Source organism: Xenorhabdus lircayensis (assembly GCF_016306625.1).
Lineage (GTDB): Bacteria > Pseudomonadota > Gammaproteobacteria > Enterobacterales > Enterobacteriaceae > Xenorhabdus > Xenorhabdus lircayensis.
In genome coordinates this window covers 22,771-37,560 of sequence record NZ_JACOII010000057.1, presented here as the reverse complement: position 1 = coordinate 37,560, position 14,790 = coordinate 22,771, and the positions used below count along the sequence as shown (strand labels likewise).

Below are 14,790 nucleotides of genomic sequence, written 5' to 3'. Positions count from 1 at the left end.
AGAACTGTGTTGTGATGGAACCGAAGGCTTTTAATTTTCAGAATATTACGCCGGACCTAATCATGGATGCGTTGGTGCAGTCTGGCCTCTACATTGATTCCGGTCTGACTGAGCTAAATAGTTATGAGAACCGCGTTTATCAGTTCATGGATGAGAACCGTAAACGCTATGTCGTGAAATTTTATCGTCCCTTGCGCTGGAGCCAACAGCAGATCCAAGAGGAACATGATCTTGCACATGAATTACAGCAAGCCGATCTGACCGTTGCGGCACCGCTAATGTTTGATGGGAAGACAGTGCTGAATTATGGCGGATTCTTTTTTGCCATTTTCCCCAGCGTGGGTGGACGTCAGTACGAATCGGATAATTTTGACCAGCTGGAAGATGTTGGGCGATTGCTGGGCAAGATGCATCAAATTGGCCGCCAAAAAACATTTTCTGCTCGTCCTACTATTAATCTTAATGAATATTTATATCAGCCGTATCAATATTTGGCTGAATGTAAGCTAATTCCTGCTAGACATAAGAAGGGTTTTTTTGCTGCACTGGATGAATTGAACAAGGTAGTAGCAGATCAATGGCATGATAACTGGCAAGTATTGCGGCTGCATGGTGATTGCCATGCTGGTAATATCTTGTGGCGTGATGAGGCATGGTTTGTGGATCTTGATGATGCCCGCAATGGCCCTGCTGTTCAGGATTTGTGGATGATGCTCAATGGATCACGGCAAGAACGGATGATCCAGTTGGATATCTTGCTTGAATCATATGGTCAGTTTACGGATTTTGACCCAAAGACATTGGCTTTGATGGAGCCTCTGCGTGCGATGCGAATGGTCTATTATTTGGCATGGGTCGCTCGTCGCTGGGAAGATCCGGCTTTCCCCAAAGCGTTTCCATGGATGGCTGATAGTGACTTTTGGCTTAATCAGATGAGCCTTTTTTCTGAACAAATTCGGCTGTTACAGGAACCACCTTTACAGCTCAATCCGATGTATTAATTTTTCTGGAGACCATTATGAAAAAATTTTGGCTAGTACTGGTAGGAGCGTTTATGGCATTTAATGCGTCCGCTTCCGGTTTTTCTGAAGGCAAACAGTATACGGAATTAAAAAATTCGGTTGCGGATCAGCCGCAAGTTTTGGAATTTTTCTCTTTTTATTGCCCTCACTGCTATCAGTTTGAAAATGTTTATCATGTTCCTTCTACTGTTGAGAAAAACCTGCCAGCAGGTGTGACTCATGAACGTTACCATGTCGATTTTCTGGGTCCTTTGGGTAATGCCCTGACGGATGCCTGGGCGGTCGCCATCGTTATGAAGATTGAAGACAAAGTCACCCCAATTTTGTTTGATGGTATTCAGAAAAGCCAGACTATCAATAGTAAGGAAGACATCCGCAATGCCTTTATCAAGGCGGGTGTGTCTGGTGACGAGTATGATGCGGCATTGAATAGCTTTATCGTACAATCTGTCGCGGCCAAAGAGCGTCAGGCGGCTCAGAATTTAGAATTGCGTGGTGTTCCAGCCATTTTTGTTAATGGAAAATACTTGATTAACAACGGTGGCATTGAATCTCGGTCAGCATTGGATTATGGGCAAAAGTTCTCTGATGTGGTGAATTATCTGGTGACAAAAAAATAAACCGCGAGATCATGACCTCAAAGAAACAAGAACGCTAGTATTAATATAAAATAACATAGGTATTGTGTCGGCTATGATAAAGCTGGCACAATACTTGCTGAAAGGCTCCTTTCATAACATAAACTCCGGTAATATCCACAAGTCAGTGATTTTTAAGTAGTTGTAATATTTCCTTAATATTTCGCGTAATTCATTGATTTTTACCTCCTGTTATTCACTCTTTACGGTATTAAACATAAATCTGTTTTATGTGCCATTTTTTTGTGCACAAAGTTATCCACAGAGCACTCATCAGAATATTTGTCAGAAAATGCACGTTAGCACGAGAAAATTCTCGCAAAATTCGTCTATAACGACACAGTATGGCATTCTATTCTTTATTCATCCCACAGAACGACGAAGAAAATTTTATGGCACAAATAGCAGACAATCCCCTGATTTTGGTTGATGGCTCTTCATACCTTTATCGTGCATACCATGCGTTCCCTCCACTGACAAACAGTGCAGGAGAACCGACGGGCGCCATGTATGGCGTGCTGAACATGCTGCGCAGTTTGATCATGCAGTATAAACCCAGTCATGTGGCGGTCGTGTTTGATGCCAAAGGCAAAACGTTCCGTGATGAATTATTTGCTGAATATAAATCCCATCGACCACCGATGCCGGATGATTTGCGGGCGCAAATTGAGCCGCTGCATAAAATGGTTAAGGCAATGGGTCTGCCAATTTTGGTAGTACCGGGCGTTGAGGCCGATGATGTTATCGGTACATTGGCGTTGCAGGCTGAAAAAGAAGGCCGTTATGTTCTGATCAGCACCGGCGATAAAGATATGGCTCAGTTGGTGACCCCGGGTATCACACTGATTAACACCATGACTAACACCATTTTGGGGCCGGAAGAGGTCACGGAGAAGTATGGTGTTTCACCTGAATTGATCATCGATTTTCTCGCCCTGATGGGAGACTCTTCCGATAATATTCCTGGTGTGCCGGGCGTCGGTGAGAAAACAGCATTGGGATTGTTGCAGGGTATTGGTGGATTGGACGATATCTATGCCAGACTTGATGAGATTGCCACACTTAGCTTCCGTGGAGCCAAGACATTGGGCGGGAAAATGGGGCAGCATAAAGAGGTGGCTTATCTCTCGTATCAACTGGCGACGATTAAAACCGACGTTGAGCTGGATAGGACTTGTCTGGAGCTTTCCGTTGTGCCACCGGATGCGGATGAGTTGCTAGCACTGTTTAGCCATTATGAGTTCAAGCGTTGGATTAGTGATGTGCAGAATGGCAGTTGGCTGGAAGGTAAAGGTCAGAAACCTGCTGCTGCCAGTGCCAAATCAGAATCAGTGTCGGTTGCGCCAACTGCGGTCAAGATTTCACCGGAAAGCTATCAAACCATTCTTGAGCGCCAATCCCTTGATGAGTGGATTGAGAAGCTGAAACAAGTTCCGGCATTCTCTTTTGATACTGAAACTGACGGCCTTGATACTCTAACCGCCAATCTGGTGGGAATGTCTTTTGCTATTGCGGTGGGGGAGTCCGAGGTTGAAGCGGCTTATTTGCCGTTGGGACACGATTATCTGGATGCGCCACAGCAACTGGATCTGAATGAAGTGCTCACAGCATTAAAACCGTTGCTGGAAGATGCAAACCTGCCCAAAATTGGCCAAAACCTGAAATTTGATCGTGGCGTTCTGGCGCGTTATGACATCGCTCTGAATGGTATTGTTTTTGATACCATGCTGGAATCGTATGTCTTGAACAGCGTGGGGGGACGACATGACATGGATAGCCTTGCGGAGCGTCATCTGGGCTATAAAACCACCACGTTTGAAGAAATTGCGGGCAAGGGCAAAAAACAGCTGACTTTCAATCAAATCCCGCTGGAGGAAGCGTCAAAATACGCGGCTGAAGACGCGGATGTGACTTTGCGATTGCATCAGGCTATGTATCCACAGGTGGAGAGCGTACCGACCCTGAAAAAAGTTTTCCAGAAAATTGAAATGCCGTTGGTGCCGGTGTTATCTCGCATGGAGAGGATGGGAGTACTGATCGATGCCCAAACGTTGGCAGTGCATTCACGGGAAATCACTGCGCGTTTGGATGAGCTGGAAAAATCCGCTTATGTGCTGGCGGGTGAAGAATTCAATTTGGCTTCACCAAAGCAGTTACAAGTTATTCTGTTTGAAAAAATGAATCTGCCTGTACTGAAAAAGACCCCGAATGGTGCACCATCAACCAATGAAGAAGTGCTGGAAGAACTGGCGGAGAATCATGAACTGCCACGGGTGATTCTGGAACATCGCGGTCTGGCAAAACTAAAATCCACCTATACCGACAAACTGCCTCAGATGGTTAATCCGCTGACGAATCGCGTCCATACTTCTTATCATCAGGCGGTAACTGCGACGGGACGTCTGTCTTCCCGCGATCCAAACCTGCAAAACATTCCTGTCCGCAATGACGAAGGGCGACGTATCCGTCAGGCATTTATTGCGCCAGAAGGCTATTGCATTATGGCGGCGGATTATTCACAGATCGAATTGCGGATTATGGCGCATTTGTCGCAGGACAAAGGGTTGCTGGATGCGTTTGAGCAAGGTAAGGACATCCACCGTGCGACTGCCGCGGAAGTGTTTGGTGTACTACTGGAGCAAGTCACCAGTGAGCAGCGCCGTAGTGCGAAGGCGATTAACTTTGGTTTGATTTATGGTATGAGCGCATTTGGTTTATCCCGCCAGTTGGGTATTCCACGCGGCGAAGCACAGCGCTATATGGATCTCTATTTTGAACGTTATCCGGGAGTGCTAGCTTATATGGAACGCACGCGCCAGCAAGCAGCCGATCACGGATTTGTCGAAACGTTGGAAGGTCGTCGATTATACCTGCCGGATATTAAATCGCGTAATGCCATGCGCCGTAAAGCTTCAGAGCGTGAGGCTATCAACGCCCCAATGCAGGGTACGGCGGCGGATATCATCAAATTGGCGATGATTGCGGTGGATGATTGGATCGTCAGCGAACAGCCAAATGTGCGCATGATCATGCAGGTTCACGATGAACTGGTATTTGAGGTACGTGAGTCTGAATTGGCGACAGCAGAGCAGAAAATTCGGGAGCTGATGGAGCAAAGCATGCAGCTTGATGTGCCGTTAAAAGTGGATGTAGGGATTGGTGATAACTGGGATCAGGCACACTGATTAACATATATGTCTTTTATCTTTCAATTTACTGCTTTTTGAAAGCTATTGGGTATAAGACAGCGTCTTTTCCAATCAAAAATCTGTCAAAGAAACTAAAGAGCCGCAAAAAAGCGGTTCTTTTTTTTAGGTTATCGTTTTTTTGTAAAAATGATTTTTTATTGAATGATTTTTATGAAATTACTGTTTGTTTAATGAACTGAAATTCCTCTCATCACACCGCGAAGAGGCTTGTTACAACAATTTCAGTTAGGTTTTATATTAGATCTAGATCTCACAAATATGTAATTAAACTACATAAAAGACGGCTTAATAACCTAATTTGGTCAAATAATAGAGGCTGAATCGCGGTATTTTATGAAAATTAATTACAAAAAGTCTTTTTTTGATTAGAGGAATAAGGTAGAGTTATCGGCGTAGGGTACAGAGGTAAGATGTTCTATCTTTCAGACCTTTTACTTCACGTAATCGGATTTAGCTGAATATTAGCTGCCCCAGTCATCTCTTTTGACTGGGGCGTTTTTTTATGTCCGATTTATACCCTTCATATCTCAAGTTGCTGCTTTGTTGGCTGCAATTTGAAATTTATTGGGTATAGAAGGTGAGGATGCGGTGAACGTAGACGGATGTTACTCCGCCTCAATGGCCGGTTGGTTGAACCAAAGGTCAAGTTTCTGCTCAAGTTTATCGATCCCGATTTTTTTCAGGACGGAGAAGTATTCGATCTGAACATCGCCATCCAGAGAAGATAACTCCTGACGGACTTTCGTCAGCTGGCTTTTACGGGCACCGGATGCCAGTTTATCGGCTTTAGTCAGCAATACCATGACAGGCACCTGCATCACGACAGCCCACTCGATCATCTGCATATCCAGATCTTTCAGTGGATGACGGATATCCATCAAAACCACTAAACCTAGCAGACATTCACGCTTCTGGAGATATTCTCCCAAGGCTTTCTGCCACGTGCGTTTCATCTCTTCTGGCACTTCAGCGTAACCATATCCCGGCAAATCCACCAGACGAACGCCTTCTTCCACTTCGAACAGGTTAATCAACTGAGTTCGGCCGGGTGTCTTACTGGTACGCGCAAGGCCCTTTTGGCGGGTCAGTGCATTTAGGGCGCTGGATTTACCTGCATTTGACCTACCGGCAAACGCGACCTCAATGCCCACATCTTGAGGCAGGTGGCGAATGTCAGGTGCACTCGTGACAAAGTGGGTCATGTGATAGTTGTAGTTTTTGATGGTCAAAATGGTTATCTCCCAGAGGAATACACGAAAATAGCGCGGTGATTATACCGAGAGCAATGGCTTGTGGACAGGCGTAACTTTATATACTCTTCATCTTTCAAGTTGCTACTGTGTTGGCTGCGCTGCAACTTGAAAGCTATTGGGTATATATCGCCATTTATTCCGACAGCGAACGGCGCAGATAGTCGGCGAAATTTTGATAGTCTATTACAATTACTTATTTTGTGTTCAAGCTTATCAGGTGGCCAAATTTACTATGCCACTCTACTCTGCTTAAATTGAAGCAAGTCTATCTATAGCGATATTTACATGGCGGTCTTCAAACAACGATAGCTTCCGTGAAGCCCACTTAGCATCACCTTTCCAATGGCTCAAGCCTCTTTTAATTGACTCGATATTGTTGTCGCATTTTTCTTTATACAAGAGCCAATCGACTGTAGCTAACAGCTCCATGCCATAGGGAGACTCAAACCCTTCAATGAGTTCTGCGGTTTTTTCTAATACCGATAAGTAATCTTTAGCTCCGGTTCTCAAGTAAGCCTGAAGCTTTTCTTTCTTAGAGTCATTAAATCGAATTACATCTAGCGGGTCACTATCAGGAATACGCTTATCAGAACAAAGGTAGCTACCGTCTAATGCATTGAGTAAATGAGTTAAATTGTGTGCATATGGTCCATAGTTCTTCGCTTCAAACTTGAGTTTGAGAATGTCTTGAAACCCTTGCTTTTCAAGTTCTCTAGAAAGTAACCAAGCCAGTTTTTGTATCTCAAGTAAGCTGCATTCCATTCCTAAAATCCAGTAACGACGAATAAGCTCCGCGATCATGGCTCGGGCTGGGGTTAATGCTTCAACGCCTTTCTTTTTACTAATATTTTGATACTTAGCAATAGGTTCGTAAATGTAGACGTCTACACCATCTAGAGGTGATAGTGCTGCTTCGATCTCTGGTTTCACATCATCCCAGCTAAGACCGCCGTTACCAGCGCCCAAAGGGGGAATCGCAATCGATTTGACGTTATTCTCCATAATCCATTTTTTGAGATCACCTAATCCTTTAACTATCCATTCCATCTTAGAAGGGGAGCGCCAATGCTGTTTGGTTGGAAAGTTAATAATCCATTGGGGACCAACTAGCTCTCCTGTTTCAGTAACAAATATTTTTCCGGTATTAATGTCACCAGACTTACAAGCTTTTGCATACAAAGTCATATTCAAAGGGAAACGATCTTTGAACATTAAAGCAATTCCCTTTCCCATAATTCCTACTGTGTTGACTGTGTTGACCAATGCCTCCACATCAGAGTCTAGTAAGTTACCTGTTGTATAATGAATCATGAAAAATACCACCTTGGTCTCGTGATCACTTGAACATAATGACCAGATTGCTTGATTAACTCTTCTAAGTATTGCTTATTTTTTTCGGAATAACACACGATACCAACGAAAGCTTCTACTGGGCAATGGTTGTGTATGAGAGCTTCTGCCTGATAGCGTTCAAACTTGGCAGGATCATCAGGATCTCTTTTAAAATCTTTTGATTGAATAATATTCCAATCAATTTTGTCCAGATCTGCTACATCAGAGTAGAAATTCGACCACATGTAGTAAGCGTGGCTATCAGTAAAAATAAAGGGAACATCCATTTCATGTAATCTGTGCAAACTAGAGACAAGGATAACGATTTCATTATTATCTCTTCGCTTTATTCCTCCCCAACCACTATGTATGTTCTTTAGCATCGGAGAAAAAGGCGTGAAATAAAATGGGATGTAATCGTTCAGTGTTCCTCCCGGGGCAATGGGTACGGGATGGTTAGCTCTTTTCAATATTAGCTCTGGATTACCAATATCTACCCAATTCTCTGATTTTGTATCACTATTCCCTGCAAAAAAACCATTTTGGAGAATCCAAGGAAGGTTATCTCTGTGAACAATTCGCCAAATCAACGCTTTCTTGGGGTTTAAGCTTTCTTTATAGCTCATGTCAGCGACCGTTACGGAAAAAAGCTGGTTGAATATTGATATGGTGGAAACATCCCATATCGAGTACAAAGCGCGTTTACTTGTTTTTGTACTAACTCATTATGAAAAAATATACTAAATTTGATTAGGAATTTCAGTTCCATCATTCACTGAGCAGATCAATGCGATACTGATTCTCTTTGGCGTGTAAAGCACATCAATATAGAGGTTATTCTTAAAATAATCCTCGCCCAAATATGCGAATATACCCTTCATCTTTCAACCTGCTGTTTTGTTGATAGGTAGATTTTCCCTCTACTCACCTAAAATACTCGTAAATGTAGGTAAATCTTTGGAACTTAGTTCCATTGGGAATTACACTTAATGAGTTTTGTTGTTATGAGTTTTATTGTTGACCTCAAAAATAAAGGAACCATCAATGTTTAAACGTATTTTTGTGTCGCTTATGACTGCATGTGCTATCAGTGTGGTGGCTGTCCCAGCATTGGCTGCCGAAACTCATGTGAAGCTGGTGACATCAGCCGGAGAAATCGAACTTGAGTTGGATAGCAGTAAGGCACCAATTACCACCAAGAATTTCGTTGAGTATGTCAATGAGGGATTTTATAACAACACTATTTTTCATCGTGTTATTCCCGGCTTCATGATTCAGGGCGGCGGCTTCACAAAAGATATGAAGCAGAAAGCCACTAAGGACCCAATCAAAAATGAAGCAGACAATGGCTTGCGTAATCTTCGTGGCACTATCGTCATGGCGCGTACCGCAGATAAAGACAGTGCAACCAGCCAGTTTTTTATTAACGTTACTGATAATGCTTTCCTTGACCACGGTCAGCGTGACTTTGGTTATGCCGTCTTTGGTAAAGTGATAAAAGGTATGGATGTGGTTGATAAAATTTCTCAGGTCAAAACAGAAAATGTTGGGCCTTACCAAAATGTGCCAGCGAAACCTATTGTGATTTTGTCAGCTAAGGTCGAGCGCTAATCGTTTGACAGGGCGTAATACGGTATTCGGATAATCATTCTTGGTTGTTCGAGTACCGTCTGCCCTCTTTCATCTTCCTTCTTTCTGTCGCCTCTGTTTTTTCACATCAGGCTTGCATCATGGCGATGCAGTTGTCACGCATTCTCTGTGCCTCTATTTTAAAAATGCTTCTGTGGTATGATAAGTGCCCCGTTGCCGTTGATACTGCTTTACCTGATTTTCATTTTACCGTAATACAGAATGCATAATACCCCAATGGGGTAGGGCAACTTATAAAACTATAAAATCAGTAGGATACACTCCTATGTTATTAATAATAGATAACTACGATTCTTTTACATTCAATTTATATCAATATTTTTGCGAGTTAGGGACAGAGGTTTTAGTTAAACGTAATGATGAATTACATCTTGAAGATATCGAAAGATTGGCTCCCACACATTTAGTGATTTCGCCAGGGCCTTGTACGCCAAATGAAGCAGGGATCTCGCTGGAAGCGATTTCACACTTTGCTGGGAAGTTGCCCATCCTCGGTGTGTGTTTGGGGCATCAGGCGATAGGTCAGGCTTTTGGAGCCAGCGTTGTTAAAGCCCGTGAGGTGATGCATGGGAAAACCTGTCTGCTCCACCATAGCCAGCAAGGAGTATTCAAGGGATTGGATCATCCACTGACCGTCACGCGTTATCATTCTTTGGTCATAGCTGCTGAAACTCTTCCTGCCTCATTTGAGGTGACAGCATGGAGTCAGCGCAACGGTGACGTGGATGAAATCATGGGAATACGTCACCGTACTTTGCCACTGGAAGGAGTGCAGTTTCACCCGGAAAGCATTCTTAGTGAGCAGGGGCATGAGTTGTTGAATAACTTTCTCAAATATTAATCAGATACCACCAGCAGTCCCTCACTCGGCTTTTTTTTATTTGCTCTAATATGATTTTTTATTCATATTTAGTGACTATTATTTCACTGTGGTATGGCAAATATAAAAAAATAAGGTGAGGGAGATGATGATAGAAAATACAGCAATAAACCGAAATACCTACGATCAGGTTATGCTGCCAATTTATGCGCCAGCGAGTTTTATTCCTGTCAGGGGGCAAGGCAGCCGGGTATGGGATCAACAGGGCAAAGAGTATATTGATTTTGCTGGTGGTATCGCCGTTTTAGCTTTGGGGCACTGTCATCCCGCCTTGGTGGATGCCCTGAAACAGCAAGGCGAAAAATTGTGGCATATCAGCAATATTTTCACCAACGAACCCGCCTTATCCTTAGCGCAAAAATTGATTGATGCGACGTTTGCACAGCGAGTTTTTTTCGCTAACTCAGGAGCAGAGGCCAATGAAGCGGCATTTAAATTGGCACGCCGTTACGCGATTACCCGCTGTCATCCCAATAAAACCAAAATTATTGCTTTTCATCAGGCGTTTCACGGACGTACATTTTTTACTGTTTCGGTCGGTGGGCAGCCGAAATATGCCGAGGGTTTCGGGCCTAAACCCGCCGATATTGTCCACGTTCCTTTTAATGATCTGGATGCCGTCAGGGCGGTGATAGACGATCATACCTGCGCTGTTGTTTTGGAACCGATTCAAGGAGAAGGAGGCGTCACGCCTGCAACGGTGGAATTTCTTCATGGTGTGCGTGAGTTATGTGATAAACATCAGGCGCTGCTGGTCTTTGATGAAGTTCAGAGTGGAATGGGGCGCACAGGCAAGTTATATGCTTACCAGCATTATGGGGTACAGCCGGATATTCTGACGACAGCAAAAGCTCTGGGGGGCGGTTTCCCGATTAGTGCAATGCTAACGACAGAGGCAATTGCGACAGCGATGGAAACAGGCGCGCATGGAACAACTTATGGAGGAAACCCGCTGGCTTGTTCTGTCGGTTGTGCTGCATTGGATATCATCAACACGCCGGAAGTGTTGACGGGAGTGGAAAATCGACACGATATTATTATCCATGCACTGGAAAAGATGAACCAAAAATATGGAATATTTCAAGAAGTTCGCGGCAAAGGGCTGCTTATCGGAGCTGTATTGAAAGTGGAATATCAAGGTAAAGCGAGAGAGATATTGCAACAAGCGGCGGAACAGGGATTGATGTTATTGAGCGCGGGAGACAGTATTTTGCGTTTTACGCCATCATTGATTATTCCTGAGGATGAGATAGCAGATGGGATGGCGCGGTTGGATATGGCGATATCACGATGGCTGAATGAATGAAATAACAGCTAAGTGAGACAATAAAAAAAGCCAGTGCGAATGGAATAGATTATGCCACTGGCTGAGTTTCAGATTTTTTAGGAACTAACGTGTTCCATAAACGACAATGGTTTTACCATGTGCAGAGATCAGGTTTTGATCTTCCAGCATCTTAAGGATACGGCCAACTGTTTCACGGGAGCAACCCACAATCTGCCCAATTTCCTGACGTGTGATTTTGATTTGCATGCCATCAGGATGGGTCATTGCATCAGGCTGTTTGGCCAGATTGAGCAATGTTTGGGCGATACGGCCTGTAACGTCCAGAAAGGCTAAGTTACCCACTTTTTCGGAAGTTGTTTGTAGGCGACTTGCCATCTGAGCAGATAAACGCATCAGAATGTCAGGATTAACTTGAATTAACTGGCGAAATTTCTTATAGGAAATTTCAGCCACTTCACAGGCGCTTTTGGCTCGCACCCATGCAGTACGTTCTTGCCCCTCTTCAAATAATCCAAGTTCACCAATGAAATCTCCCTGATTTAAATAAGAGAGAATCATTTCTTTGCCTTCTTCATCTTTTATTAGAACAGCAACCGAACCTTTAACAATGTAGTAAAGCGTTTCTGCTTTCTCGCCTTGATGAATAAGCGTGCTCTTGGATGGATATTTGTGAATATGGCAGTGTGACAAAAACCATTCAAGAGTAGGGTCTGTTTGTGGCTTGCCGAGAACCATTCGCTTTATCCTCTGTTGTTATTTCCGCCTTTATGATGTGAGAAACAGAAGGTTTCTCTTCAGGCTGGCTTTATAAAGTCAATAGATTAACATATTAACTTGCTGAAAAACTGACAAGCGGGAATTTTATATGAATTATAAGGATACCGAAATGCTGGTGTATTGATCTTAACCCATATATCTTGCCAGCCTCGCTTGTAACCTTGTTTGTAACACAGGAAAACGTTTCTGTCTTCTCCTGTATCGCTTCAGCATATTAAACTGGCCGCCAGATTACCAGAAATCTGTCTGGAGAGATGTTTTTATTGATTTTATATTTATAAAAAGAAAAATAATGTTAGATACTGAACTTGTAGTGATGAATTTTATGTCGCTCGGACACGTTATGCTTCTTCATATTCATAAGACTGATTTTTATCAGCTACTTTATTGTTACAAAAACTGCTTATTTAAATAAAACAGGCAGCATTATTTTTTGTTACCTGTTTTATTAAAAAGAAAATGAGGCTTAAATCATGAGATTCTTTTGCCTTCAAGTAATTGCTTCACGAGCGGTGCCATAATTAACTCCATGGCCAATCCCATTTTTCCACCCGGAACAACGATGGTATTTATACTGGAAATAAATGAGCCCTGAAGCATTGCCAGCAAATAAGGGAAATCAATTTGGGTTAGGCCACGGAATCGAATCACGATATAACTTTCGTCCAGCGAAGGAATGGCCTTGGCAGAGAAAGGATTCGAAGTATCAACGGTGGGAACGCGCTGGAAATTGATGTGGGTGCGTGAAAACTGAGGGGTGATATAGCGGATATAGTCATCCATCGAGCGGACAACGGAATCCATGACTGCCTCTCTAGAGTGCCCACGTTCGCTGGTGTCACGAATCAGTTTTTGTATCCATTCCAAGTTGACGATAGGCACGACACCAATCAGCAAATCAACATGGCTGGCGACATTGTGCTGTGGAGTAACAACACCGCCATGCAGCCCTTCATAAAACAGAACATCCGTATTTGATGGCAAAGATTCCCACGGTGTAAAAGTGCCCGGTAATTGGTTATAAGGCACAGCTTCATCATAGCTATGGAGGTATTTTCGGCAACGGCCATTGCCCGTTTCCCCATAGTCAAAAAATGTCTTTTCCAGCATGCTGAAATCATTGGCTTCTGGCCCAAAGTAACTGATATGCCTACCCTGCTCTTTTGCTTTGCGGATCTCAGCATCCATTTCAGGACGAGTATAACGATGAAAACTATCCCCTTCGATGAGTGCAGCGGTCGTGTCAAGTTGTTGGAAAATCTTGCGAAAGGCCACGCTGGTGGTTGTCGTTCCTGCTCCACTGGAACCAGTGATTGCAATGACAGGATGTTTGGCAGACATGGACAGACTCCTTATCAATAAAAATTGGGATTATCTTCTTTAATCAGTCACTTAGGATGAATAAAACAAGCAAGGACTTATGGACGGAACATTTCTTTAGGCATGATATTGACGGTTTCATGTAATTCAGACCATACCAGCAGAACCTCACCTCGTTCAAGCTGACGTTTAATATCCAGTACTTTTTGTTCGAGCGTTTTCTCTTGTTCGCCGTAATCGGTGCCTTCCCGTAAGACAAAACTTTCTATCAAGTTGAGTAGCGTATCGGCTTCCAGTTGTTGCCACGGGATCATCATTGTGGTTGCTCCTGATGATGTTGTTGTAATTGTTTTGGGGATGATTGTTTTGTGGATAATTGATTTGAGGATGATGGCTCTAAATAAGGTGCCAGCCAATCAGGAATGCGTTGTTCCAGCCACATTTGTGGGTTTTTCAGTGAGCCGCTGACGAAACCGACATGACCACCATGTTCAGTCATTTGATATTCAATATTAGGCGGTAAATGTGCCGGATTGGGGATTACTTCCGGTGCCATGAAAGGATCATCTTTGGCGTGGATAATCAACAGCGGTGTCGTGATATTCGGTAAACGAGGCAGCGCACTACACTGGTGATAATAGTCGTCTGCATCTTTAAAACCGTGGATTTTGGCGGTGATAGCGTCATCAAATTCACGCAATTTTTTCATTGAATTGAGTTGGCTAAGGCTCAAAGGCAGCGAATTAGGATAGCGCAGTAATTTACGGGTGGCATTATTTTTCAGTTTATTGAGCAGGTAGTGTTGATAGACCTGAGAAAACCCCTGTTCTATCCGTTTGGAACAGGCTTTCAGCATGAACGGTGCAGAGACAATAACGGCGGCATCTACTTGGGCCTGTTCTTGTTCCTCTGCCAGATAACAGGCCAGCATATTGCCGCCAAGAGAATAGCCGACAGCGGCGGTGGGAGCATTGCCATAAGTCGTTTTTAGCCAGTTCAGGAAATAGCGGGCATCACTGGTTTCCCCTGAATGGTAAATGCGTTGCTGACGATTAGGTTCACCACTGCATCCACGAAAATGCATCACGACACCAAGCCAGCCTTTTTCCTGACAGGCACTGATCAGACCGTGGGCATAAGGGCTACGGAATCCTCCTTCTAAACCATGAAAAAGAACCAGTCGTGGTTTATGGGACACGGTTTCCGGATCTTCGCTCCATGCTAAATCCACAAAATCACCATCAGGCAAGGTTAGCCGCTGCCAATGGGGTTGTAGCTTGGGGTGGCGTCGAAGCAGACGAGGCAAAAGAGTTTGTAAATGGGGATTGCTCGCCCCACTTAAAGGACAAAAGTTATCACTCATAATGAATTGATTTCATGATTAGTCATCTTGTATGTGGAATAACATACTGCTATTTTTC

General features: G+C 43.7%; 14 protein-coding genes. 7 read left to right on the top strand and 7 right to left on the bottom strand.

Features of this window, described 5'->3' with window-relative positions; translation table 11 throughout:
- Nucleotides 1–14: 14 nt before the first annotated feature.
- The 4 genes from H8A87_RS16115 to H8A87_RS20655 all read left to right on the top strand — a co-directional run bounded on the left by H8A87_RS16115 (nt 15) and on the right by H8A87_RS20655 (nt 5,327).
- Nucleotides 15–1,001: a serine/threonine protein kinase gene (locus tag H8A87_RS16115; protein ID WP_198690975.1), complete on the top strand. Its 987-nt coding sequence runs from the start codon at nt 15–17 to the stop codon at nt 999–1,001.
- 17 nt (nt 1,002–1,018) lie between these two features.
- Nucleotides 1,019–1,642: a thiol:disulfide interchange protein DsbA gene (dsbA, locus tag H8A87_RS16110; protein WP_198690953.1), complete on the top strand. Its 624-nt coding sequence runs from the start codon at nt 1,019–1,021 to the stop codon at nt 1,640–1,642.
- A gap of 410 nt (nt 1,643–2,052) precedes the next feature.
- Complete coding sequence (polA, locus tag H8A87_RS16105) at nt 2,053–4,845, top strand: DNA polymerase I (RefSeq protein ID WP_198690952.1); 2,793 nt, start codon at nt 2,053–2,055, stop codon at nt 4,843–4,845.
- Nucleotides 4,846–5,279: 434 nt separating this feature from the next.
- Nucleotides 5,280–5,327, top strand: coding sequence for a hypothetical protein (locus tag H8A87_RS20655; RefSeq protein ID WP_438361642.1), 48 nt, complete (start codon nt 5,280–5,282; stop codon nt 5,325–5,327).
- A 147-nt stretch (nt 5,328–5,474) separates the two neighbouring features.
- Here H8A87_RS20655 and yihA read toward each other — a convergent pair whose 3' ends face one another.
- The 3 genes from yihA to darT form a co-directional block, all read right to left on the bottom strand.
- The gene (gene yihA, locus H8A87_RS16100; protein WP_198690951.1) at nt 5,475–6,098 is read right to left on the bottom strand and encodes a ribosome biogenesis GTP-binding protein YihA/YsxC; all 624 of its coding nucleotides are present in this window, start codon (nt 6,096–6,098) and stop codon (nt 5,475–5,477) included.
- A gap of 273 nt (nt 6,099–6,371) precedes the next feature.
- Nucleotides 6,372–7,433 carry a type II toxin-antitoxin system antitoxin DNA ADP-ribosyl glycohydrolase DarG gene (darG, locus tag H8A87_RS16095; RefSeq protein WP_198690950.1) on the bottom strand — a complete coding sequence of 354 codons (1,062 nt, stop codon included), beginning with the start codon at nt 7,431–7,433 and terminating at the stop codon, nt 6,372–6,374.
- Nucleotides 7,430–8,080, bottom strand: a complete 651-nt coding sequence (darT, locus tag H8A87_RS16090) for a type II toxin-antitoxin system toxin DNA ADP-ribosyl transferase DarT (protein WP_198690949.1) — start codon at nt 8,078–8,080, stop codon at nt 7,430–7,432. Before darT ends, darG begins: the two co-directional genes overlap by 4 nt.
- Before the next feature lie 418 nt (nt 8,081–8,498).
- On the opposite strand from darT, the gene ppiA reads away from it, so the two are divergent.
- The 3 genes from ppiA to argD all read left to right on the top strand — a co-directional run bounded on the left by ppiA (nt 8,499) and on the right by argD (nt 11,290).
- Nucleotides 8,499–9,065, top strand: a complete 567-nt coding sequence (gene ppiA, locus H8A87_RS16085; protein ID WP_198690948.1) for a peptidylprolyl isomerase A — start codon at nt 8,499–8,501, stop codon at nt 9,063–9,065.
- A 304-nt stretch (nt 9,066–9,369) separates the two neighbouring features.
- On the top strand, nt 9,370–9,945 hold the full coding sequence (locus H8A87_RS16080) for an aminodeoxychorismate synthase component II (RefSeq protein WP_198690947.1): 576 nt from the start codon (nt 9,370–9,372) through the stop codon (nt 9,943–9,945).
- A 127-nt stretch (nt 9,946–10,072) separates the two neighbouring features.
- Nucleotides 10,073–11,290, top strand: a complete 1,218-nt coding sequence (gene argD / locus H8A87_RS16075; protein WP_269749561.1) for a bifunctional acetylornithine/succinyldiaminopimelate transaminase — start codon at nt 10,073–10,075, stop codon at nt 11,288–11,290.
- An 84-nt stretch (nt 11,291–11,374) separates the two neighbouring features.
- Here the strand turns inward: argD and crp are convergent, their stop codons facing one another.
- The 4 genes from crp to H8A87_RS16055 form a co-directional block, all read right to left on the bottom strand.
- Complete coding sequence (gene crp / locus H8A87_RS16070) at nt 11,375–12,007, bottom strand: cAMP-activated global transcriptional regulator CRP (protein ID WP_004240730.1); 633 nt, start codon at nt 12,005–12,007, stop codon at nt 11,375–11,377.
- A 513-nt stretch (nt 12,008–12,520) separates the two neighbouring features.
- On the bottom strand, nt 12,521–13,390 hold the full coding sequence (locus tag H8A87_RS16065; RefSeq protein WP_198690945.1) for a phosphoribulokinase: 870 nt from the start codon (nt 13,388–13,390) through the stop codon (nt 12,521–12,523).
- Nucleotides 13,391–13,467: 77 nt separating this feature from the next.
- On the bottom strand, nt 13,468–13,686 hold the full coding sequence (locus H8A87_RS16060; RefSeq protein ID WP_198690944.1) for a YheU family protein: 219 nt from the start codon (nt 13,684–13,686) through the stop codon (nt 13,468–13,470).
- Nucleotides 13,683–14,732, bottom strand: a complete 1,050-nt coding sequence (locus tag H8A87_RS16055) for a hydrolase (RefSeq protein ID WP_198690943.1) — start codon at nt 14,730–14,732, stop codon at nt 13,683–13,685. The genes H8A87_RS16060 and H8A87_RS16055 overlap by 4 nt, the downstream gene beginning before the upstream one ends.
- Between the last annotated feature and the right edge of the window lie 58 nt (nt 14,733–14,790).

Excerpts from the sequence above, each read along its gene's own strand:
- H8A87_RS16115 (WP_198690975.1), top strand. The coding sequence starts at position 15 with ATGGAACCGAAGGCTTTTAATTTTCAGAATATTACGCCGGACCTAATC.
- crp (WP_004240730.1), bottom strand. The coding sequence starts at position 12,007 with ATGGTTCTCGGCAAGCCACAAACAGACCCTACTCTTGAATGGTTTTTG.
- ppiA (WP_198690948.1), top strand. The coding sequence starts at position 8,499 with ATGTTTAAACGTATTTTTGTGTCGCTTATGACTGCATGTGCTATCAGT.
- H8A87_RS16060 (WP_198690944.1), bottom strand. The coding sequence starts at position 13,686 with ATGATGATCCCGTGGCAACAACTGGAAGCCGATACGCTACTCAACTTG.
- dsbA (WP_198690953.1), top strand. The coding sequence starts at position 1,019 with ATGAAAAAATTTTGGCTAGTACTGGTAGGAGCGTTTATGGCATTTAAT.
- H8A87_RS16055 (WP_198690943.1), bottom strand. The coding sequence starts at position 14,732 with ATGAGTGATAACTTTTGTCCTTTAAGTGGGGCGAGCAATCCCCATTTA.
- polA (WP_198690952.1), top strand. The coding sequence starts at position 2,053 with ATGGCACAAATAGCAGACAATCCCCTGATTTTGGTTGATGGCTCTTCA.
- darG (WP_198690950.1), bottom strand. The coding sequence starts at position 7,433 with ATGATTCATTATACAACAGGTAACTTACTAGACTCTGATGTGGAGGCA.
- H8A87_RS16065 (WP_198690945.1), bottom strand. The coding sequence starts at position 13,390 with ATGTCTGCCAAACATCCTGTCATTGCAATCACTGGTTCCAGTGGAGCA.
- H8A87_RS16080 (WP_198690947.1), top strand. The coding sequence starts at position 9,370 with ATGTTATTAATAATAGATAACTACGATTCTTTTACATTCAATTTATAT.
- darT (WP_198690949.1), bottom strand. The coding sequence starts at position 8,080 with ATGAGCTATAAAGAAAGCTTAAACCCCAAGAAAGCGTTGATTTGGCGA.
- argD (WP_269749561.1), top strand. The coding sequence starts at position 10,073 with ATGATAGAAAATACAGCAATAAACCGAAATACCTACGATCAGGTTATG.